The organism is Acetobacter garciniae (genome assembly GCF_017377735.1).
GTDB classification, from domain to species: Bacteria; Pseudomonadota; Alphaproteobacteria; order Acetobacterales; family Acetobacteraceae; genus Acetobacter; species Acetobacter garciniae.
Genome location: NZ_JAFVMH010000004.1, coordinates 206,697 through 226,555, shown reverse-complemented (window position 1 = coordinate 226,555; position 19,859 = coordinate 206,697). Strand labels below are relative to the sequence as shown.

Annotated in this window: 19 protein-coding genes; 16 read left to right on the top strand and 3 right to left on the bottom strand. The window is 62.8% G+C overall.

Annotated features, from left to right (window positions below; translation table 11 throughout):
* A complete protein-coding gene (locus J2D77_RS10285) occupies window positions 1-1,293 on the top strand; it encodes a cation:dicarboxylate symporter family transporter (protein ID WP_207846192.1) in 1,293 nt (430 codons plus the stop codon).
* 102 nt (window positions 1,294-1,395) lie between these two features.
* Window positions 1,396-2,442, top strand: coding sequence for an NAD-dependent epimerase/dehydratase family protein (locus tag J2D77_RS10280; protein WP_207846191.1), 1,047 nt, complete (start codon window positions 1,396-1,398; stop codon window positions 2,440-2,442).
* A 23-nt stretch (window positions 2,443-2,465) separates the two neighbouring features.
* Here J2D77_RS10280 and J2D77_RS10275 read toward each other — a convergent pair whose 3' ends face one another.
* From J2D77_RS10275 to J2D77_RS10265, 3 genes are all read right to left on the bottom strand, one after another.
* Complete coding sequence (locus J2D77_RS10275) at window positions 2,466-2,906, bottom strand: SRPBCC family protein (RefSeq protein WP_207846190.1); 441 nt, start codon at window positions 2,904-2,906, stop codon at window positions 2,466-2,468.
* 29 nt (window positions 2,907-2,935) lie between these two features.
* Complete coding sequence (locus J2D77_RS10270) at window positions 2,936-3,697, bottom strand: SDR family NAD(P)-dependent oxidoreductase (protein ID WP_207846189.1); 762 nt, start codon at window positions 3,695-3,697, stop codon at window positions 2,936-2,938.
* A gap of 187 nt (window positions 3,698-3,884) precedes the next feature.
* The gene (locus J2D77_RS10265; RefSeq protein ID WP_207846188.1) at window positions 3,885-4,496 is read right to left on the bottom strand and encodes a TetR/AcrR family transcriptional regulator; all 612 of its coding nucleotides are present in this window, start codon (window positions 4,494-4,496) and stop codon (window positions 3,885-3,887) included.
* Between the two features lie 115 nt (window positions 4,497-4,611).
* Here J2D77_RS10265 and J2D77_RS10260 point away from each other — a divergent pair, with 115 nt between their 5' ends.
* From J2D77_RS10260 to J2D77_RS10195, 14 genes are all read left to right on the top strand, one after another.
* Window positions 4,612-5,823, top strand: coding sequence for an MFS transporter (locus J2D77_RS10260; protein WP_230975706.1), 1,212 nt, complete (start codon window positions 4,612-4,614; stop codon window positions 5,821-5,823).
* A gap of 350 nt (window positions 5,824-6,173) precedes the next feature.
* Window positions 6,174-7,961: a thiamine pyrophosphate-requiring protein gene (locus tag J2D77_RS10255; protein WP_207846255.1), complete on the top strand. Its 1,788-nt coding sequence runs from the start codon at window positions 6,174-6,176 to the stop codon at window positions 7,959-7,961.
* A gap of 130 nt (window positions 7,962-8,091) precedes the next feature.
* Window positions 8,092-8,745 carry a cytochrome c3 family protein gene (locus J2D77_RS10250; RefSeq protein WP_207846187.1) on the top strand — a complete coding sequence of 218 codons (654 nt, stop codon included), beginning with the start codon at window positions 8,092-8,094 and terminating at the stop codon, window positions 8,743-8,745.
* Window positions 8,733-11,606: a 4Fe-4S dicluster domain-containing protein gene (locus tag J2D77_RS10245; protein ID WP_207846186.1), complete on the top strand. Its 2,874-nt coding sequence runs from the start codon at window positions 8,733-8,735 to the stop codon at window positions 11,604-11,606. Before J2D77_RS10250 ends, J2D77_RS10245 begins: the two co-directional genes overlap by 13 nt.
* Window positions 11,603-12,973 (top strand): NrfD/PsrC family molybdoenzyme membrane anchor subunit, encoded by a 1,371-nt coding sequence (gene nrfD, locus J2D77_RS10240; RefSeq protein WP_207846185.1) that lies wholly within the window; start codon window positions 11,603-11,605, stop codon window positions 12,971-12,973. Before J2D77_RS10245 ends, nrfD begins: the two co-directional genes overlap by 4 nt.
* The gene (locus J2D77_RS10235; RefSeq protein ID WP_207846184.1) at window positions 12,970-13,464 is read left to right on the top strand and encodes a DUF3341 domain-containing protein; all 495 of its coding nucleotides are present in this window, start codon (window positions 12,970-12,972) and stop codon (window positions 13,462-13,464) included. Before nrfD ends, J2D77_RS10235 begins: the two co-directional genes overlap by 4 nt.
* The gene (locus tag J2D77_RS10230) at window positions 13,461-13,964 is read left to right on the top strand and encodes a c-type cytochrome (protein WP_207846183.1); all 504 of its coding nucleotides are present in this window, start codon (window positions 13,461-13,463) and stop codon (window positions 13,962-13,964) included. Before J2D77_RS10235 ends, J2D77_RS10230 begins: the two co-directional genes overlap by 4 nt.
* Window positions 13,961-15,010, top strand: a complete 1,050-nt coding sequence (locus J2D77_RS10225; protein WP_207846182.1) for a hypothetical protein — start codon at window positions 13,961-13,963, stop codon at window positions 15,008-15,010. Before J2D77_RS10230 ends, J2D77_RS10225 begins: the two co-directional genes overlap by 4 nt.
* On the top strand, window positions 15,003-15,386 hold the full coding sequence (locus J2D77_RS10220; RefSeq protein ID WP_230975705.1) for a hypothetical protein: 384 nt from the start codon (window positions 15,003-15,005) through the stop codon (window positions 15,384-15,386). Before J2D77_RS10225 ends, J2D77_RS10220 begins: the two co-directional genes overlap by 8 nt.
* Entirely contained in the window at window positions 15,386-16,186 is an 801-nt protein-coding gene (locus tag J2D77_RS10215; protein ID WP_207846181.1) for an SCO family protein, read from the top strand. The genes J2D77_RS10220 and J2D77_RS10215 overlap by 1 nt, the downstream gene beginning before the upstream one ends.
* Window positions 16,183-17,181: a cytochrome c oxidase subunit II gene (coxB, locus tag J2D77_RS10210; protein ID WP_207846180.1), complete on the top strand. Its 999-nt coding sequence runs from the start codon at window positions 16,183-16,185 to the stop codon at window positions 17,179-17,181. The genes J2D77_RS10215 and coxB overlap by 4 nt, the downstream gene beginning before the upstream one ends.
* Before the next feature lie 4 nt (window positions 17,182-17,185).
* Window positions 17,186-18,835, top strand: a complete 1,650-nt coding sequence (locus J2D77_RS10205) for a cytochrome c oxidase subunit I (RefSeq protein ID WP_207846179.1) — start codon at window positions 17,186-17,188, stop codon at window positions 18,833-18,835.
* The gene (locus tag J2D77_RS10200) at window positions 18,828-19,460 is read left to right on the top strand and encodes a cytochrome c oxidase subunit 3 (protein ID WP_207846178.1); all 633 of its coding nucleotides are present in this window, start codon (window positions 18,828-18,830) and stop codon (window positions 19,458-19,460) included. The genes J2D77_RS10205 and J2D77_RS10200 overlap by 8 nt, the downstream gene beginning before the upstream one ends.
* Window positions 19,460-19,774 carry a hypothetical protein gene (locus J2D77_RS10195; RefSeq protein ID WP_230975704.1) on the top strand — a complete coding sequence of 105 codons (315 nt, stop codon included), beginning with the start codon at window positions 19,460-19,462 and terminating at the stop codon, window positions 19,772-19,774. Before J2D77_RS10200 ends, J2D77_RS10195 begins: the two co-directional genes overlap by 1 nt.
* Window positions 19,775-19,859 lie beyond the last annotated feature (85 nt).

The following is a 19,859-nucleotide window of genomic DNA, read 5'->3' as shown; positions in this document are numbered from 1 at the left end:
ATGAGCGAGACGACCCTGCCCGTGACACATGCCAGCCGGGTGACACGCCCTGGCATGTTCCTCCAGGTCGTCATCGCCACCGTGCTGGGCCTGGCGCTGGGTGTTTTCGCACCGGGCCTTGCTGCGCAGACACGCTGGGCGACCGATCTCTTCCTCCACCTGATCGTGATGGCGGTCGGCCCCCTGCTGTTCTGCATCGTCGTCACGGGCATTGTGGGCGCGGGCTCCCTGCGCACCGTCGGCCGGCTGGGGGCCAAGGCCTTGCTCTATTTCGAAGGCATGACCACGCTGGTGCTGCTTATTGCCGTGGGCATTGCCCTGCTGCTCCAGCCTGGCCGGGGTATCGTGTTCGTACCTGCGCCTGACGATGCACGCGTCATTTCGTCCTACGCCCATAATGCCCAGGTCATGCACCAGGGCGGGGTCACGGAGTTCCTGCTTGGGCTGATCCCCCACACGCCCGCCGATGCCTTTACCCAGGGCAACGTGCTGCAAATCCTGTTCTTCGCAATTCTGTTCGGCTGCTGTCTCAGCCAGATCGGCGAAGCCGGTGCGCCGATCATTCGCCTGATCGACGCCCTGTCCACCCTGTTTTCGCGCATGATGCGGTTCATCATCGCATTGGCGCCGTTGGGCGTTTTCGGCGCCATGGCCACCACGACCGCCCGTTACGGCCTGGGCGCAATCGGGCATCTTGCTGCCTTTGTGGCGCTCTATTTCGTGGTCATTGCCGTGTTCGTCATCGGCGGGCTGGGGCTTTGCCTGCGCCTGTCGGGCATCAGCCCGATCCGTTTCTTCCGCTATTTTCGGACGGAATTCGCGATCACCTTCGCCACCACCGCATCGGATGCCGTGCTGCCCAGTGTCATGGCCAAGCTTGAGCAGATCGGCGTGGACCGTCAGGTCGTGGGGCTGGTGGTGCCGGCGGGCTATTCCTTCAATCTCGATGCCCTGTCGATCTATCTCGGCCTGGCCGTCATCTTCCTTGCCCAGGCAACGGGTACGGCCTTAAGCGCATGGCAGATTTTGATCATGCTGGCGACGGCACTCGTCTCATCCAAGGGGGCGCACGGCGTTCCGGGAATCGCCATCGTGGTGCTGGCTGCCACCCTGTCCGCCATTCCTTCCATTCCGGTTGCAAGCCTGGTCATGCTGCTGGCGGTGGACTGGTTCATCGGCATTGCCCGGGCGGTGGGCAATCTGGCCGGCAACTGTGTCGCACCTGTGGTGATCGGCGCGTGGGAAGGCAAGCTGGACCGCAAGCGCGCGGCCGAAGTCCTGGGACGACCGTGACCGAAATCATCCCCCTGTGCGGGTTTGGACCTGTGACTGCATTTCAAGCCTTTGGATGAGCGCATCGGCCCTGTATCGTCATTGTGCAGGAGGAAAACGGACATGGTTCACAAAGCACTGGTTGCAGGCGCAAACGGCATTATTGGAAAGGCCCTGCTGGAGGAACTTGCCAGGGCACCTGGTTGGGAAGGCCAGGGCCTTTCCCGCAGCCATGGCAATATCCGTGCCGATCTGGGTGATGCCGCACAGACGCGAAAGGCGCTGGAAGGTGCCGCGGACTGCACGCACCTGTTCTACGCCGCCTACGGCCCCGGTGGTGGCCTGGCGGAGGAAGATACGCGCAATTCGGCCATGCTCCGCAATTTGCTCGACGGGTTGGAACAGGTCGGGGCACCGCTGAAGCGGGTCGTTCTTTACCAGGGGGCCAAGGTTTATGGCGTGCATCTCGGACCGGTTTGCACACCGTTTTATGAAGATGAAAATCCCCGGCCGATCGGGCCGAACTTCTATTTCACCCAGCAACGCGAATTAGAGGCCCGCCATGAAGCCGGTGGGCCGGAATGGACGATCCTGCGCCCGGATGTGGTCGTGGGTGATGCGGCCGGAAATGCGATGAATATCGCCACCGTCATAGGGGCGTATGCTGCGATCTGCGCGGCCGACGGGGCGGCCTTCCGGTTCCCCGGATCGTATAAAACCTATGACAGGTGCCTGGCGCAGGTCACGGATGCCCATGCGCTGGCGCGCGCCAGCGCATGGGCGGCAACGGCAGAAGCGGCAGCCGGTCAGGCATTCAACTACGTTCACGCACCTTTCCGCTGGCGCCGGGTATGGGAGCGCGTGGCCCGGCATTTCGGCCTTGCGGTCGGTGAGCCCATTCCATTTTCGCTGGCCGGCCACATGCCCGCGCTCGCCCCCATCTGGACGCAGATCGGACAGGATCTGGTGCAACCCGATTTCGCCCGGGCTGTGGGCTGGGGGTTTGGAGACTTCGTGTTCGGCACGGAGGTCGATGTCGTGTCCGACATGACGAAGATCCGGCTGGCTGGCTATACGGCGGATGCCGATCCGCTCGCGGTTCTGATCAGCGCGATCGAACGCCAGCAGCAACAGCGCGTGATCCCGCGCATCGGAAAGCAGGGGCGCTGACGGCCTTAAGCAAGGAGGCACGATTATCGATCGGCGAGCCTTTTTGCCAGGCTGTTGAAGCCCGGTTGGTAGATCAGGGTCGGCATTCGTGTCTGCATTGCACAGGCATGGTCTGCGTCCGCTTCAAACGCCCCTTTCCAGCGAATGAACGTGCGTTCGCCATCCGTTACGCGAAACAGCCTGATTGTCGAGCGATAGTTCCAGATCGGCAGGGCTGATTCGATGATCGAGAATGTCACCGCATGATCCGTGTCGGACAGGGCGAGAAGCTGCTCGCGGATAAGGCCGACATCGCCCATCTCGAGTCGCCGGATGGCGCCGACGCGATCACCCGGATCACCCCCTTCGATCTGGCAGCTTTTTACACCCGGCAGCCACATTCCGATGGCCCCGAAATCCCGGATAAGCGGCCAGACGGATGCAACAGGCGCATCGAGAACGCTGCTGGCCATGACGTCGATCATTGTATTGTCCCCCTCCCGATACGGAAGCATCAAAGCGACTGGCCGCCCGTCACTTCGATCCGCTGGCCGTTCACCCAGTGCATGTTGTCGGACAGAAGGGCCGCGACCGCAGCGCCAATGTCATCGGGCTGCCCGACACGCCCCAGCGGTGTGATATCCGCCAGGCTTGAATTGATCCGGGCATTGTCCCGAACCAGTCCGCCGCCAAAGTCAGAGGCAATGGCGCCCGGGGCCACCGCATTGACGGTAATGCGACGGGCCCCAAGTTCCTTTGCCATATAAAGCGAGATCACTTCGGTCGCCCCTTTCATGGCCGAATAGGGACCATGATCGGGCAGATAGAAGCGTGTGGCGGCCGAGGTGATGTTGAGAATACGACCGCCATCGCAGATCAGCGGCAGAAGGGCCACATTCAGCAGATAGGGCCCCTTGAAGTGGATATTGTACTGATTGTCGAGCTGTTCGGGCGTGGCGGCATCAAAACGGGTATGAACGATATTTCCCGCATTCTGTATGACGTATTTCAGGGAAGACTGGCGGAATTCTTCTGCCAGAATATTTTTCACCTGCTCTATGAACGCCGCAAAACCGGTATGATCTGAAATATCCAGTTTCAGCATGCGCAGTTTTGCCCCTGCATTGCTGAGTGTCGTTTCAGCCGCCTTGGCTTCGGCTGCATTGGTATGATAGGTGCCGATGACATTGACGCCAGCATCGGTCAGATATTTTGCGATACTGTATCCGATCCCACGATTTGCACCCGTGACAAGGGCTGCGTTCTTCTGGTTCATGACCGATTTCCTTTGACGGGATGCATATAAAACGGGACGCCGGAATGGCTTGGCGATACTTAAAGACCATTCGATACATAAATAGGGCGGCAATGGTCGTCAATGATTTATGGATCGGCCGATACAGATAAAATCGGTGGATGGTTTCCGATCACACGATCAGGACAGTATACCTGAAGGACAGGCGTCAGGGCTGAAGGGCCTGGCTATCCCACACCTGCATGAGGGTCGTGATGGCTGCGTCCAGTGTTTTCACCTTGTCCCCGTCTCTGGCTTCGCAGGCCATGCCATGCAGGAAGGTTGTAAACAGGGCAGGCAGGGTCTGGGTGACTGCCGAGGCCGGCAGTTCACCGTTCGTTACCGCCCGTTCTATGCAGGCTTTGATACCGTCGCGACTGCGTTCGCGCTCGGCAGCCAGAAGGGCCTGAACGGGCAGGTTTTCAGGCGAACAGTTGCACGCACCCTGCACAATCAGGCACCCGGTGGGGTGTGAGCGTGCTGTCTGCATGCGGGCAGAGCGTCGCAGTGTCTGTTCGATGGCGTCACGGGGGGAAAGCGTTTCGTCCCATAGGGGTGCCATGACCTGCCCGTGGGTTTGCAGGTAACGCTGCACCACTTCACGGAACAGGGTTTCCTTGGACCCGAATGCGGCATAGAAACTCGCCGGGGAAATATTGCCCATGCAGGCCTTGAGCTGGTTCAGCGATGTGGGTTCGTAACCCTGCGCCCAGAACAGCGTCATGGCGGCATCAAGCGCCTTGTCCCGGTCAAATTCACGGGGCCGTCCTGTGCGGGCCATCTGGTTTTCCTCCCTGTGCGGATAGACTTCCATACTAAGCAATCCAGAAATATATTGCCAGCATTTCCCGCCCTCCGTATATCTGTATTGACCATTCTATATATGCGAGTTTCAGATGACCCGAAATCCACACCCGTCGCCGGATGGCAGCCTGCCGGTCGCCGGTCTTCTGGCGCTCGCAATGACCGGCTTCCTGTGTATCATGACCGAAACCCTGCCGGCTGGCCTTCTCCCCCAGATCGGCGCGGGCCTGCACGTTCCGCCGGCCTATGCAGGGCAGATGGTGACGGCCTATGCCGTAGGCTCGCTCAGCGCGGCCATTCCGCTGACACTTGCAACACAACGGTGGCGGCGGCGGGCTGTTCTGCTGCTGGCCATCATCGGCTTTCTGGTGTTCAATTCCGTCACTGCATTTTCGCCGGACTACCGGGTGACGCTTGTCGCCCGCTATTGTGCGGGAGCGGCAGCCGGTCTGGCATGGGCGCTTCTGGCCGGATATGCCCGCCGGATGGTAACGCGTGCCCAGCAGGGGCGGGCGCTGGCCATTGCCATGGTCGGCACACCCATCGCCATGGCCCTTGGTGTCCCGGCCGGCACATGGCTTGGCGCCATGATGGGATGGCGGCTGGCCTTTGGCATCATGTCCGCTTTCACCATCCTGCTGATCGGCTGGGTGCTGGCTACGGTGCCTGATTTTCCGGGGGCTGCGCATACACAACGCCTGCCGTTTCGTCATGTTCTGATGATGCCCGGCGTGAGATCGGTTCTGGGCGTCGTGATCGCCTGGATGCTCGCGCATAATATTCTCTACACCTATATTGTGCCCTTCCTTATGCCGTCGGGTCTGGCGGGGCAGGCGGATCTTGTGCTGCTGGTTTTCGGTGTTGCAGCCCTTGGTGGCATAGGGCTGACCGGTCGGCTGGTGGACCATGCGCTACGCGCGTCCGTCCTGGTCAGTCTGGCGGTCTTTGCGGCGGTCTGCGGTGTTTTCGCCGTGGGGGCGAATTCTTCCGTCGTCATCTGGCTGGGTGTGGCCATCTGGGGGCTGACCTTTGGCGGGGCCGCAACCCTGTTGCAGACCGCGCTGGCGGATGCAGCGGGGGAAGGTGCGGACGTGGCGCTTTCAATCAATGTCGTGGCATGGAACAGCGCCATCGCCGCAGGCGGTCTTCTGGGCGGCATGCTGCTGGATGTGGGTGGTGCCGCGTCTTTCCCATGGGCCATGCTGGTTATTCTGGCGGGTGGCTTCCTTACGGCCTGGGGCGCACGCTCACACGGATTTCCGAGCGGTCATCGCCTTTCGCAGGGGCATTTCGAAACCCTGTAATGTTCCACAACAGACGGCGGCAACTGCCAGTGAGAGGGTAGAAGGCAGGCGGTCGGATTCCTGTCCTGGCGTGTCGCGTCGTGCATGCCGTCACGACCCCGTTTTAAGCCCCTTTGCGAATATCTCCGGAGCCATGGCGTGGTTTCCGAAATGGGCAAACCCCACGCCCCCGTTTGCGGACGAGCGTTTGAGCAACGAGTGCGATAGGACAAGAGGCGAGCGGACCTTCCGTTGTGGCGTATTTTTTCGTGGGCCCTGCGCTGCGGGCCATTGTCGACGCCTGTGGGAATTATTGGCAACCCCTTTGAATTTCTGACGTTGGCGAATGAGTCCGCATGGGAGAGCGCGAGATGAATGTCAGCGAATTCTTATGGAAGCGCCTTCAGGAATGGGGGCTGCGGCGTGCCTATGGCTATCCGGGCGATGGGGCCGGGGGAATAGACGTGGCCCTGCAGCGCGAGGTGGATGCAGGCACCATTGAATACGTGCAGGTGCGACATGAGGAAATGGCGGCATTCATGGCCACGGCGCATGCCAAGTTCACCGGGCAGGTCGGGCTGTGTTTCGCGACATCGGGGCCCGGCGCCATCCACCTGCTGAACGGGCTTTACGATGCCAAGCTCGATCATGTCGGCGTTGTGGCGATCATGGGCCAGCAGGCCCGCACGGCCATCGGCACGAATTACCAGCAGGAAGTGGATTTGCATTCGCTGTGCAAGGACGTGGCGTGTGAGTACATCGTCACCGTGACCGAGCCATCGCAAATGCGCCATGCGGTGGACCGGGCCGTGCGTATTGCACGCGACAAGCGCGCCCCAACGGTCCTGATCGTGCCCAATGACTTGCAGGAACTCCCCTATGCGGAGCCGCCAATGGCACATGGCGCAACCCATACGGGTATTGGCACGACAATCTGCAGCACGGTGCCGGAGAAAGCTGGCCTGCAGGCCGCTGCCGAGATCCTGAACGCAGGCAGCAAGGTTGCAGTCCTGGCAGGGGCGGGCGCGCTGGAGGCAACGGATCAGTTGCTCGAAATCGCGGAAATCCTTGGGGCGGGCATAGCCAAGGCGCTGCTGGGCAAGGCCGCCGTGCCGGATGAATGCCCGTTCGTGACCGGCTCGATCGGGCTGCTGGGCACAAAGCCGTCATGGGATATGATGAAGGAATGCGACACGTTTCTCATGGTGGGGTCGGCATTCCCCTATAGCGAATTCCTGCCCAAGCCGGGGCAGGCGCGTGGCGTGCAGATCGATGTCAACAGTGCCAACCTGTCGCTGCGTTACCCGATGGAGGTCAACCTGCAAGGCGACAGCGCCGCAACACTGAGCGCACTGATCCCGCTTCTGCACCGCAAGGACGATCGTGCATGGCGCGCTCGCATAGAAAAGGAAGTCGCGCAGTGGTGGAACGTGCTGGAAGCCCGCGCCATGACCAGCGCCAGCCCGCTCAACCCGCAGCGCGTCTTCTGGGAACTGTCGCCCCGCCTGCCGGAGAACGCGATTATCACGGCGGATTCCGGCTCCGTCGCCAACTGGTATGCCCGCGACCTGAAAATGCGCCGGGGCATGAAGGCATCGCTGTCGGGTGGCCTTGCATCGCTCGGGGCGGGGACACCTTACGCCGTGGCGGGCAAGATGGCCTATCCCGAACGCACCGTCATTGCCTGTATGGGCGATGGGGCCATGCAGATGAACGGCCTGAATGTCATGATCACGATTTCCAAATACTGGAAGCAGTGGTCCAATCCGACGCTGATCGTGCTGGTGCTGAACAACCAGGATCTCAATCAGGTGACATGGGAGGAACGCATCCAGCTTGGCGAGGGCAAGACGGAAGCAACCCAGTCCATCCCGGATTTTCCCTATCATCGATACGCCGAGCTGCTGGGCTTGAAGGGGATCTATGTTGACGATCCCGCCCATGTCGCAGCCGCATGGGAAGAAGCGCTGAGTGCGGACCGCCCCGTCATTCTGGAAGCCCGCACTGACCCCAACGTGCCGCCGCTGCCGCCGCACATCACCCTGCAACAGGCCAAGGCCTTCCTGACATCCCTTCCAACGGAGCCTGAACGGGCCAGTGTCATTCTGGGTTCGGCAAGGGAAATGCTGGCCTCCATCCTGCCGGGCGAAAAATCATGAGCCGTTTTGCCAGCCGGGGCACGGGGTTTGCACCGGGTTTGCCGCCCGACCATCCGGCTGCGGGATAATTGATAATCCCCTCCCGTTAAACAGGTTCTCGAGCCCGCCATCTCAGACGGAACGCAAACTGATGGGAGCGCCGTTCACCCCCCGCGCCAATATCATCATGACGACATGCCTGGCCGCCATTGCCTTTGCGGTCGCAGGCGGGGGGCTGTGGTGGTTTGCCTGGCCGTATTCGGATTATACCCGGCATGTGGGCTGGGTGGTCCAGCAGCCGGTTCCCTTCAGCCACCAGCATCATGTGGCCGGCCTCGGGCTTGATTGCCGCTTCTGTCATAGCAGCGTGGAAAACAGCGCGCAGGCCAGCCTGCCGCCAACCTTCACCTGCATGACATGTCATTCACAGATATGGACCAATGCCGCAGTCCTCGCACCCGTTCGCGACAGTCTGGCAAGGAATACACCCATGACCTGGCAGCGTGTGACCGATGTGCCGGACTATGTCTATTTCAACCACAGCATTCACATTGCCAAAGGGGTAGGTTGCGAAAGCTGCCACGGCAACGTGGGCTCCATGCCGCTGACCTACAAGGCAAAGACACTGACAATGCAGTTCTGCCTGGACTGCCACCGCGACCCGGGCCCCAACCTGCGGCCGGTGGAAAACATCTTCGACATGGACTGGCATCGCGGCCCCGATACACCCAGCATCGCCGCATTGGTGGCGCAGTACCATCTCGGCCGGCGCAACCTTACGGAATGCTCGATATGCCACCGCTAGAGGGGGGCTCACGCATCGGCATGGATGTGTCGGACGCAGCACTGGTCCGGCATTTTCCCCAGCTTGAAGCCGCGCTGTCCCATACGCTGGACCGGCGGCGCATGCTCAAGCTGCTGGGGCTGGCGCTGGCCAGTGGCGGGGTGGCCGGTTGTGACCCCGGCACACCTGACCGGGGTTTTGTCTCCGCCGTGCGTGCGGCGCAGGGCGTGGTGCCCGGCCTGCCCAACATCTACGCCACCGCCCATATGCGCGATGGCTATGCGGAGGGTATTCTGGTCACGCACCAGATGGGCCGGCCGATCAAGATAGAAGGCAATCCCGACCACCCCAGCAGTCTTGGTGCAACGGATGTGACGGCCCAGGCGCTTGTCTACGATTTTTACGATCCCGATCGCGCCACAGGCCCGCTTCACAGGGGCATGCCGACATCGTGGCCGGATCTGGCTGCTGCCATGCAGGCGATGCGCGCAACCGCCACGGCCCCGCACCCCGATGGCACGCAGGCAGGCGAGGGGCTGCGTATTCTCACCGGCACGATCACATCCCCAACGCTGGGGCGGGCGATCGAGCAGGTTCTTGCCACTTTCCCCGGTGCGATCTGGCACCAATGGGATGCAATCGGGCGGGAGAGCGTAACGCAGGGCCTGGATCTGGCTTATGGTCCGTCCATCGCGATTGTCGCCCATCCGGGGCAGGCGGATGTGCTGCTTGCCCTGGACAGCGACCTGCTGGACAGCGCGCCGGGGCACCTGGCCTATGCCCGCGCCTTTGCCGCGCGCCGTAATCCCGCCCGTGGCACCATGAACCGGCTTTATGCGGTGGAACCCACACCCTCCCTGACCGGGGTTGCGGCGGATCATCGCTTCATTGCAACGCCTGCCATGATGAATGAGGTCATCGGCCGGCTGTCGGCCCAGCTTTTGCAGAACGAAGCCCCATCGGGCGGGCCAGACTGGCTTACCCCCGTGGTAGCCGACTTGCGCGCCCACCATGGCCGCGCCTTCGTGCATCTGGGCCCCGATTACCCGGCCGAGGCACAGGCCGCCGTGCAGGCCATGAATGAAGCGCTGGGCGGGCGTGGGGCGGTGTTCGATATCGTTGAATCGCCCTGCTACCCCCCGGCCCCCCCCACCGGCACGCTGGCCGCGTTGATGGACGATATGGAACGTGGGGCGGTGCGGGCCTTGCTGATACTGGACGTCAACCCCGTCTGCCAGTCGCCCCGTTTTGCAGCAGCGCTGAAGCACGTGCCCAATAGCATTGCCCTGTCAGACCGCCCGCATGAGACAGCGCTGGCTGCACAGTGGCATGTGCCCCTTGCCCACGCGATGGAGGAATGGGGGGATGCGCGCGGGCATGACGGCACCGTTGCCCTCATCCAGCCGCAGGCCGTACCGCTTTACGGCGGAATGAACGCCCTCAGCGCCCTGCATGCCTGCCTGGGCCAGCCATCGCGCCCGGCCATGGACATGCTGCGCGACGCATGGCGGGACCGGCTTCCCACCCCACGGGACTGGCATGATGCGCTGGCGGCCGGGGTCATTGCGGGAACGGTGTCACGGCGGGTGGATGCCCCCTTGCGGCAGGCGGCCATGCGTGTGGCTTCCCCCGCCTCGTTCCCGCGCGCGGCCAACGAAGCTGTGCTGCTGTTGCGGCCCGATCCGTATCTGTGGGATGGGCGGGGGGCGAATAATCCGTGGTTGCAGGAACTGCCCCGCCCGCTGAGCAAGGTGGTGTGGGACAACCCCCTGCTGGTCCCGCCCGACATGGCGCAGGCAATGAACCTGCGTAACGGCGACAGGGTCATCCTGACCCGTGGCACCACCCGCGCACAGCTACCCATATGGATACAGCCCGGTCAGGCGACAGGCTGTGTCGTGGGGCTGCTGGGCTGGGGCCGCCGCCATGCGGGCGAGACGGGTAACGGTGTGGGCACCGACCTTTACCCTTTGCGTGACATGACCGGCCCGGTGCAAATCGAGGCTCTCCGCACGCCTGCCACACCCATCGCCTGTACCGAACACCATGCAACGGCGGTGGGGACCGCACCTTCGGACGTGGCGCGCCATGGCACGCTGGCGCAGTTTCGTGATCGGCCTGATTTTCTCGGCGGTGGTGCAACGCCCCATGACGCGCTGTACCATCGTGACCCCGGTGCGCCGGTCGCATGGGGCATGAGCATCGATCTCAATGCCTGCATAGGCTGCAATGCCTGTGTGAGCGCGTGCCAGGTGGAAAACAATATTCCCGTGGTCGGCCGGGACGAGGTGCTGCGCCAGCGTGAAATGCACTGGCTGCGGATCGACCGTCTTTACGAAGGAACGGAGCACGCACCCGATACGTTCTTCCAGCCCATGCTCTGCATGCATTGCGAACAGGCCCCGTGCGAGACCGTCTGTCCGGTAGGGGCCACGACGCATGATTCTGAAGGCCTGAATGTCATGGTCTACAATCGGTGTATCGGCACGAAGTTCTGCTCCAACAACTGCCCCTACAAGGTCAGGCGGTTCAATTACTTCGCCTTTGCCGAGCACGAGAGCAGGCCCCCCATCAGCCGCAACCCCGATGTCTCGGTCCGTGCGCGCGGGGTCATGGAAAAATGCACCTTCTGCGTGCAGCGTATCGCACAGGCACGCATCGTGGCCGACCGTGACGGGATGGGGGAACAGGTGGTCACCGCCTGCCAGGCGGCCTGTCCCGCACAGGCCATAAGCTTTGGCAACATCAATGACCCCGCAGCCGAGGTGACACGCCGCAAGGCCAGTCCGCTCACCTATGCGGCCCTGCCCGAACAGGGCACCCACCCGCGCGTGACCTATGAAGCGCGTATCCTCAACCGCAATCCGGCCATTCCGTCATGACGGGCAAGACAGGTGCCGCGGTGGACGATGCCGCCCTTATCTTCCCGGCCGAGACACCCCATTCCCTGACGGAACGCATCTGCGCCATCACCCTGCATGAGGGCGAGAGCGGCTGGACACCGCTGTGGTGGTGGCTGGGCCTCGGCTTTGCTCTGGCGTTGCTTTGCATGGGTGTTATCTCCGTTGCATGGCTGTTTTATGCGGGCCTGGGCATATGGGGTATCGACTGGCCCGTGGCCTGGGGGTTCGACATCCTCAATTACGTCTGGTGGATTGCCATCGCCTCGGGCGGGACGTTCATTTCGGCCCTGTTCTTCCTGCTGCGCGCGCCGTGGCGTACGTCGCTCAACCGGCTGGCCGAAAGCCTGACCCTGTGTGCGGCCCTGTGCGCGGCCATTTTTCCCATCCTGCATCTGGGGCGGCCCTGGTTTTTCTACTGGCTGTTTCCCTACCCCAATACGATGGGGCTGTGGGCGCAGTTCCGCAGTCCGCTGGTGTGGGATTTCTTTGCAATCCTGGCCTATGTGCTGTGTTCGATCCTGTTCTGGTATTTCGGGTTGCTCCCCGATCTGGCCACCCTGCGCGACCGCGCGCAACAGCGCTGGCAGCAGGTATTCTATGGCGTGCTGGCGCTGGGGTTTCGGGGTTCGGGGCGGCAGTGGCGGCATTACCAGCCGGTCTACGGGGTCATGGCCGCACTCATGGCGCCGCTGGTGGTCTCGGTCCATAGTATTGTCGGTATGGATTTTGCAGGGGGTGCCACACCCGGGTGGCATTCGACCCAGTTCCCGCCCTTCTTTGTATTCGGGGCCGCCCTGTCGGGTTTTGCCGTCGTGCTGATGGCGGTCATACTGCTCCGCCCGGCCATGGGGCTGCACCCTTATATCACCGCCCGGCATATCGACACATTGGGGCGTCTGCTGCTCACCAGCAGCCTGTGCGTGGCCTACGCCTATGTGATGGACGCGTTTTCAACCTATTACGGTCCAGACCCTGCGGACAGGACCATGTTCGCCTTCCGGCTTCATGGCCTGTATGCGCCCGTCTACTGGGGCACCATCGTGCTCAATATCGGGTTCCCGCAACTGCTGTGGTGGCGGGCGATCCGGCTTGACCTGCCGGTGGTATGGCTGATCTGCCTGGGTGTGCTGATCGGCATGTGGCTCGAACGCTTCCTGATCATCGTCAGCAGCCTGGCGCGCACGCAGCTTCCATCCGCGTGGGGGCAGTACACGCCCACATTGTGGGAATGGAGCCTGCTATGCGGCAGTATCGGGCTGTTCCTGACCGCGTTTCTTCTCCTGCTGCGCTTCATGCCCATGCTTGCCATGGCCGAGATGCGCGCCATGCTGGCACACCGGCCATGATGATCGCAGCCTTCGCCACCCAAGACACTCTGCATGAGGCCGTCGCCGAACTGCGGCGCGACACGGCCTGTGTGGTCGAAACCTATAGCGCCACCCCGCCACCCGAGATCGGGGGTAGCTCCATCGTGCCCGTGCTCATGCTGGGTGGGGGCATGGTGGGGGCTGCGGGCGGCTTTGGCATGCAGGCCTATGCCACGATACTGGCTTACCCGCAGAATATTGGCGGGAGGCCGAATTTTTCATGGCCGTCCTATATCCCGGCCTGTTTTGAACTGGCGGTCCTGGGGGCCGTTCTGGCGGGGTTCATCGGCTACTGCATGACGGTGCGCCTGCCCCGTCTTTACGACCCGGTGGATGAGGCCCGGAGCATGCGTACCGTCATGACAGGCGGCCATGCGGTTGTGGTGGTGCACGGGGCCGAGGGCAACGGTGCGGTGCGGGCCACGCTGGCGCGCCACGGTGCGCTGAAGATTGAAGACATCACGTCATGACGCGCATCCGGCCGCTGCGCATCCTGCCCGGCGCGCTGATGCTTCTGGCTGGCGGGTGCGACGACATGTCGAAACAGCATAAGGAAAACCCCTATGCCAGCCCCCGCAGCGCCCCGGCGAATGGCGTGGCAGGCCGCGTGGAATATCATGATGCCCCGCGGCCTGCCCCCGCCCTGACATCGGCCCTGTTGCGGCGCGGGCGCAGCGAATACGACGCCTTCTGCGCGCCCTGCCATGCACGGACGGGCTTGGGCGACGGCATGGTGGTGCAAAGGGGCTTTCCCGCCCCGCGGCCCCTGGCAACGGCTCCCACCCACAATGCTACGCCCGATCAGCTTTACGCCATCATTACAGCGGGGCAGGGCGTGATGTATGGCTTTGCCCAACGGATCATGCCCGATGACCGCTGGGCTATCGTGGCCTATCTGTATGCGTTGCGTCGCAGCCAGTATGCCATGCTGGCAGACATGACCCCCGCCCAGCGGGCCACACCGCCATGAACCGCGTGCGGTCCATGGCCATCATGGTCGCACCAGTCGCATTGGTGGGGCTGGTGGCTGATGCTGTCCTGATGCCCGCGGCCGTATTCCCCGCCTGGCTTGCAGTCGCGGCGGCATGGCTTGGCTGGCCGCTTGGCAGCATGGCGCTCATGCTGGTGCATGCCCTGACAGGCGGGCGGTGGGGGGAAATCCTGCACCCCGCCCTGCGCGCGGGCATTGCAACGCTGCCGCTGGGCCTGCCCGCCTTGGGGGGTATTATTTGGGGTGCACGATACCTGTACCCATGGCTGCACCCGGACAGGATGGCCGGGCTGGCAAACGGCTTTTATCTCAACATGCCGGCCGCATTGGCGCGGGTGGCGATTTACGGGGTGGCGTGGGGTGCTTTAGGCCTGATCTGCCTGCGCAGGCGGGATCTGGCGCGGGCCGCGCCTGCCGGGCTGATCGTGCTGGGTTTTACATCCGGTTTTGCCGCAATCGACCTGACGGAATCCCTTGATCCGCATTTCAGTTCCAGCGCTTACGGGCTTGTCGCCTCTGCCGGGGCGGTGCTGCTGGCCTTTGCCGTGGGGATCATGTGCGAAGGGTGGCGGGCCCGCCCGTTGGAACTGAAGGATCTGGCGCGACTGCTGCTGGGGCTTACGGTGCTGTGGGCCTATCTGGATTTCATGCAGTTCCTGATTGTGTGGCAGTCCAACCTGCCGGTGGAGGCCGCATGGTACGGCCCGCGCCTGCGCGGCGGGTGGGGGAGGGTGGCGCTGTCCATCGTGGGGCTGCATGTCGTCCTGCCGTTCGGGCTGCTGGCCCTGCGCCCCCTGCAAGGGCTGCGGCCCGTTGTTGTGGGGGTGGCAGGATTGCTGGTGGGCATGGAGGTGCTGCGCAATTTCTGGCTGGTGCTGCCGGGCTGGCCATGGGCGCAGGTGGCGTTGCCCATTGTGCTGTCGCTTGTCTTTTTCGGTTCCAGCAGCGTGTTCCTGGCTTTCCGCCCCGGCATACAGGTGCCCTACGCGCCATGGCCACGCGAGCGGAGGGATGCCCATGTCTGAGCAGCATCCCACACCCGATACACACCCCCTGCGGCACGAAACCCGCGATGTGTCTTTCCGTGCGGTCACGATCGGGGGGCTGGCCATCGGGCTGGTGGTGGGTGGGCTTGTGGTGGGGGCCGATATGCTGTTCCCGCAAAAATCACTCGACCGTCTGCTCAAGCCGCCGTTTCCCATCATTGCCGAACCCCGGCTGCAATCCGATCCGGTGGCGGATATGGCGGCGTTTGCTGCGCGCGAGAAGAACGCCCTGAACAGTTTTGGATGGACGGACAGGAGCAGGGGTATCGGGCATATTCCGATCGACCAGGCCATGCAGGAAATCCTGCGCGAGGGCATTCCCGGCTGGCCCGCGCCTGAAAAGGCAGCACCGTAATGGCGCGCCATGCGGCCCTTTTGCGCCATATCGGGGTGCTGTGGGTGGTGCTGGCCTGCGCGGTGCCTTCAGCATGGGCGCAACCAGCGGGGGATGGGTTGCAGGCACTGGCCTTTACCCCGCGGCAGGGTCATGCGTTGCCGCTCGATGCGCCCTTTACTGATACATCGGGCCAGACCCGCCCACTGGGGGCCTTTCTGGGGCATGGGGCCACCATTCTTTCGATGGGGTATTACGCCTGCCCCAACATGTGTGAACTCGAACGCAGGGATATGCTGGATGCGCTGGCGCGCGGTGGCCTGACAACACCGGCGGACTACACGCTGCTGGTGGTCAGTATCGACCCGGCGGAAACGCGCGGCATGGCGCGGCAGGCGCTGGCGGAGGATCTTGCGCGGTTTCCCACCCCTGGCGCAGGCCAGGGGTGGCATTTCGTAACCGGTGCGCCCGCCAGTATCCAGCGCCTGTCGCGTGCGGTGGGGTTTCACGCACGTTACGATGAAAAACTGCACCAGTACATGCACCCGATGGGGCTTGTCTTCATAACCCCGGCGGGCAGTGTCTCGGGCTATGTGCTGGGTATCGGGTACCAGCCGGGCGATGTGCGCCAGGCCCTGGCCCATGCAGCACGCGGCGAGCAGGCCAGTGCCTCCTCCATCCTGCTTCTGTGCTTTCATTACGACGATACGACCGGGCGCTATACGCTGGCCGTGGAAAAACTGCTCAAGCTCGGCGGCGCGCTGACCGTGCTGACGCTGGGCACCCTGCTGGGCATGGCCCACTGGCGGGGTCAGCGATGACGTGGCTGCCCGCAGCATCGGTCCATGCCGGCCAGGTCGATATCCTGCTGGGTGGGCTCCTGCTCATCAGCCTGGCGGTGCTGGGGCTGGTGTTCGGGCTGATGCTGCTCAACATCATCCGTTTCCGGGTCGGGAGCAGGGTGCCCGTATCGGCGGAGACGGTGGCCCATAAAAGCTGGCGCTTCGAAATTGCCTGGACCTCGGTCACGCTGGCTGTTTTCTTTGCACTCTTCCTATGGGCGGCGCGGCTTTACGTGGTGGGGTTCCAGCCGCCATCCGGTGCGATCCAGATCTATGTCACCGGCAAGCAATGGATGTGGAAGGTCCAGTATCCCGGCGGCCAGCGCGAGATCAACGCGCTGCATGTGCCCCTGGGGCGGCCGGTGCAGCTTCTGCTTACGTCCGAAGATGTCATTCATGATTTCTCGATCCCCGCGCTGCGGATCAAGCATGACGTGCTGCCCCGGCGGTACCAGAGCCTGTGGTTCACCGCGACCCAGGTCGGGGCGTTTCGTTTTTACTGCACACAGTTCTGTGGCATCGGGCATTCGCGCATGACCGGCACCCTGATTGTCCTGACCCCGACCGATTACGCCAACTGGCTGGGCCAGACCCCCGCCAGCGGCAGTCTTGCAACCAGGGGAGAAGCCCTGTTCATCCATAATGGATGCAGTGGCTGCCATGTCTCGCAGCCTTATTCCCCCGGTGCGGACGATACCAGCCGCGCGCCGTCCATGGTGGGGCTGTACGGCAGCCAGACCATGGGGCCGGATGGCCAGCGCGTAAAGGTGGATAACGCGTTCCTGCACGATGCCATCTTGCACACCGCAACTGTAAGCGGGCAGGCGGCGGCTTATGCCACCCAGATGCCGTCTTACCGTGGCGTGCTGGCGGAAGAGGACCTGGCGGCCCTGATCGCCTATATCCAGACACTCTCGCCGTCGCGCCTATCGGGCGTGGGGATGTCGGCCAGTCCTGAGCGCAAGGGGAACTGACACCATGGCACCCACGTCCGACCCGCAAACCATGCAGCGCAGCTACCTGTGGCAGGACGGCACGCTGCGTTCGTGGCTGCTGACGACCGACCACAAACGGATCGCGCTGTTATACATGGCGTCGATCACGGCGTTTTTTGTACTTGGCAGCCTTGGCGCGGCCCTGATCCGGTTGCACCTGATTTCCCCCACCGGGGCCATCCTGTCGGATGAGACCTATAGCCGCATGTTCACCATGCACGGCATTGTCATGGTCTGGCTGTTCCTTGTGCCGTCCATACCGGTCACGCTGGGCAATTTTCTTGTCCCCCTCATGCTCGGGGCGCCGGACCTGGCCTTTCCGCGGCTGAACCTGATCAGTTGGTACCTGTTCGTCATGGCTGGCGCGCTGGTGGTTTACGGGCTGTTCCGGGGCGGGCTGGAAACGGGATGGACCTTTTATACCCCGCTTTCCACCGATTATACCCAGGGCCGCGTGCTGCCCGTGGTGGCAGGGGTGTTCCTGAGCGGATTTTCCTCTATCGCCACGGGGGTGAACTTCATCATCAGTATCCACCAGCTTCGCGCGCCCGGGCTGACATGGTACCGGCTGCCGCTCATGCTCTGGGCGCTGTATGCGACCAGCGTCATTTTCGTGCTGGCAACACCGGTGCTGAGCATTACGCTGGTGCTGCTGGCTTTCGAGCATGTCTTTCATGTCGGCGTATTCGACCCTGCCCTGGGGGGTGATCCGCTCCTGTTCCAGCACCTGTTCTGGTTCTATTCCCACCCGGCGGTCTACATCATGATCCTGCCGGGCATGGGGGTGGTCAGCGAAGTGGTGAGCACGTTCTGCCACAAGCCTGTTTTCGGCTACAGGTTTGTTGCGTGGTCTTCCATTTCCATTGCCGCCATCGGCTTTCTGGTCTGGGGGCACCACATGTTCGTGGCCGGCACATCGCTGTATGCGGCGGTTGTGTTTTCCATGCTGAGTTTCCTGGTTTCCGTGCCTTCGGCCATCAAGGTCTTCAACTGGCTGGGCACCATGCATGGCGGCGCCATAAGGCTGGACGCGCCTATGCTTTATGCCCTGGGGTTCATCGGGCTTTTTACGGTGGGCGGGCTTACGGGGCTGTTTCTGGCCTCCTTGGCAAGTGATGTGCACCTCACCCAGACGTATTTCGTGGTGGCGCATTTCCACTACATCATGGTCGGGGGCATGGTATCGGCCTATTTCGCCGGGCTGCATTACTGGTGGCCCAAGATAACAGGGCGCATGTACCCCGAAATGTGGGGGCGCACGGCGGCGGCACTGCTGTTCTTCGGCTTCAACCTGACATTCTTCCCCCAGTTCCTTCTGGGGTATGAGGGCATGCCCCGCCGGTATGCGACCTATCCCGCGCAGTTCCAGGTGCTGAACGTGCTGTCCTCCGCCGGGGCGAGCATCCTTGCGCTGGCCTATATCCTGCCATTGATCTACTTCATCTGGTCGCTGTTCCGCGGAGCGCGTGCAACCGCCAACCCGTGGCAGGCAACCGGGCTGGAATGGCGGACATCCTCGCCCCCACCTACGGAAAACTTCATAGAGCCGCCCGTCGTAACGCATGACGCCTACGATTACGCCGCGCTGGACCACCCGGCCCCCGCCCCGCAGGCGGAGCCCCCGCATGTCTGAACACCTCGCACCCTATGACAGCCCGCGCCACCGTGACGAGACGGCAATAGCCGGCATGTGGCTGTTCCTTGCCAGTGAAATCCTGCTGTTTGGCGGGCTGTTCCTGATTTTCGTGGTCTATTCCCACACCCGCGCGGCAGGCTGGGCGCTGGGAGTAAGACATACCAACCTTATGATCGGCGGCATCAACACCGCATTGCTGCTGACCAGCAGCATGGCCTACACGCTTGGGGTAGACGCCGCACGCAATGAAAACGCGCGCGGCGTCATTCTGGCCGGGTTGAGCGCAGCCGGGCTGGGCGTGACCTTTCTGTGCCTGAAAGGGTGGGAATGGCATACGGAACTGGCCGATCACCTGTTCCCCGGCCCCGGATTTGCCCTTGGTGGCCCGCAGGCAGGCGGGGCACAGCTTTTCTACAGCTTCTATTTCCTGTCCACGGCACTGCATGGCCTGCACATGCTGGTGGGGATCGGGCTGATCGGCTGGATCTGCCTGCGCACCTACCGGGGCAGGAGCGCGCCCCTTATAGCCATGCCGGTGGAGGTCGTCGGTCTTTACTGGAGTTTTGTCGATCTGGTCTGGGTCCTGCTTTTTCCCGTCCTGTACCTGATCGGACGGGTGTGATGGCGCGCGTCCTGTCATGCTGGGGCCTGCTGCTCATGCTGCTGGCAGTCGAACTGGTCCTGGCGGCGGTGGGGGCCAACTGGGGCATTGGCGGATGTGCGGGGTTGATGGCGCTGCTGATCGCCTGCGGTTTCATGCGCATGATGCGCGCCCCGACGCTGGCCGCTATCTTTGCCATTGGCGGCCTGTTCTGGCTGTCCGTCCTGCTTGCGCTGGGCAGCCTGGACAGCTTCACGCGAACGAATTTTCCCGTCGGGGACACACTGTCTTCCCCCGCACCGAACCCGCGCATACCGCCCGATACAGCACCCTGATACAGAATGATCGGCGCCCGTTCCCGACGCATCGGGCGTGGCCACAAAAGTGCGATGACAATGCTCACAGATCCTGATTGGCAAA

Bases quoted from the DNA above. Each gene is read 5' to 3' on its own strand.
- J2D77_RS10235 (WP_207846184.1), top strand. From the start codon at position 12,970: ATGATGATCGCAGCCTTCGCCACCCAAGACACTCTGCATGAGGCCGTC.
- J2D77_RS10280 (WP_207846191.1), top strand. From the start codon at position 1,396: ATGGTTCACAAAGCACTGGTTGCAGGCGCAAACGGCATTATTGGAAAG.
- J2D77_RS10205 (WP_207846179.1), top strand. From the start codon at position 17,186: ATGGCACCCACGTCCGACCCGCAAACCATGCAGCGCAGCTACCTGTGG.
- J2D77_RS10215 (WP_207846181.1), top strand. From the start codon at position 15,386: ATGGCGCGCCATGCGGCCCTTTTGCGCCATATCGGGGTGCTGTGGGTG.
- J2D77_RS10220 (WP_230975705.1), top strand. From the start codon at position 15,003: ATGTCTGAGCAGCATCCCACACCCGATACACACCCCCTGCGGCACGAA.
- J2D77_RS10275 (WP_207846190.1), bottom strand. From the start codon at position 2,906: ATGATCGACGTCATGGCCAGCAGCGTTCTCGATGCGCCTGTTGCATCC.
- J2D77_RS10250 (WP_207846187.1), top strand. From the start codon at position 8,092: ATGGGAGCGCCGTTCACCCCCCGCGCCAATATCATCATGACGACATGC.
- J2D77_RS10270 (WP_207846189.1), bottom strand. From the start codon at position 3,697: ATGAACCAGAAGAACGCAGCCCTTGTCACGGGTGCAAATCGTGGGATC.
- J2D77_RS10285 (WP_207846192.1), top strand. From the start codon at position 1: ATGAGCGAGACGACCCTGCCCGTGACACATGCCAGCCGGGTGACACGC.
- coxB (WP_207846180.1), top strand. From the start codon at position 16,183: ATGACGTGGCTGCCCGCAGCATCGGTCCATGCCGGCCAGGTCGATATC.
- J2D77_RS10265 (WP_207846188.1), bottom strand. From the start codon at position 4,496: ATGGCCCGCACAGGACGGCCCCGTGAATTTGACCGGGACAAGGCGCTT.
- J2D77_RS10225 (WP_207846182.1), top strand. From the start codon at position 13,961: ATGAACCGCGTGCGGTCCATGGCCATCATGGTCGCACCAGTCGCATTG.
- nrfD (WP_207846185.1), top strand. From the start codon at position 11,603: ATGACGGGCAAGACAGGTGCCGCGGTGGACGATGCCGCCCTTATCTTC.
- J2D77_RS10245 (WP_207846186.1), top strand. From the start codon at position 8,733: ATGCCACCGCTAGAGGGGGGCTCACGCATCGGCATGGATGTGTCGGAC.
- J2D77_RS10230 (WP_207846183.1), top strand. From the start codon at position 13,461: ATGACGCGCATCCGGCCGCTGCGCATCCTGCCCGGCGCGCTGATGCTT.
- J2D77_RS10260 (WP_230975706.1), top strand. From the start codon at position 4,612: ATGACCCGAAATCCACACCCGTCGCCGGATGGCAGCCTGCCGGTCGCC.
- J2D77_RS10195 (WP_230975704.1), top strand. From the start codon at position 19,460: ATGGCGCGCGTCCTGTCATGCTGGGGCCTGCTGCTCATGCTGCTGGCA.
- J2D77_RS10200 (WP_207846178.1), top strand. From the start codon at position 18,828: ATGTCTGAACACCTCGCACCCTATGACAGCCCGCGCCACCGTGACGAG.
- J2D77_RS10255 (WP_207846255.1), top strand. From the start codon at position 6,174: ATGAATGTCAGCGAATTCTTATGGAAGCGCCTTCAGGAATGGGGGCTG.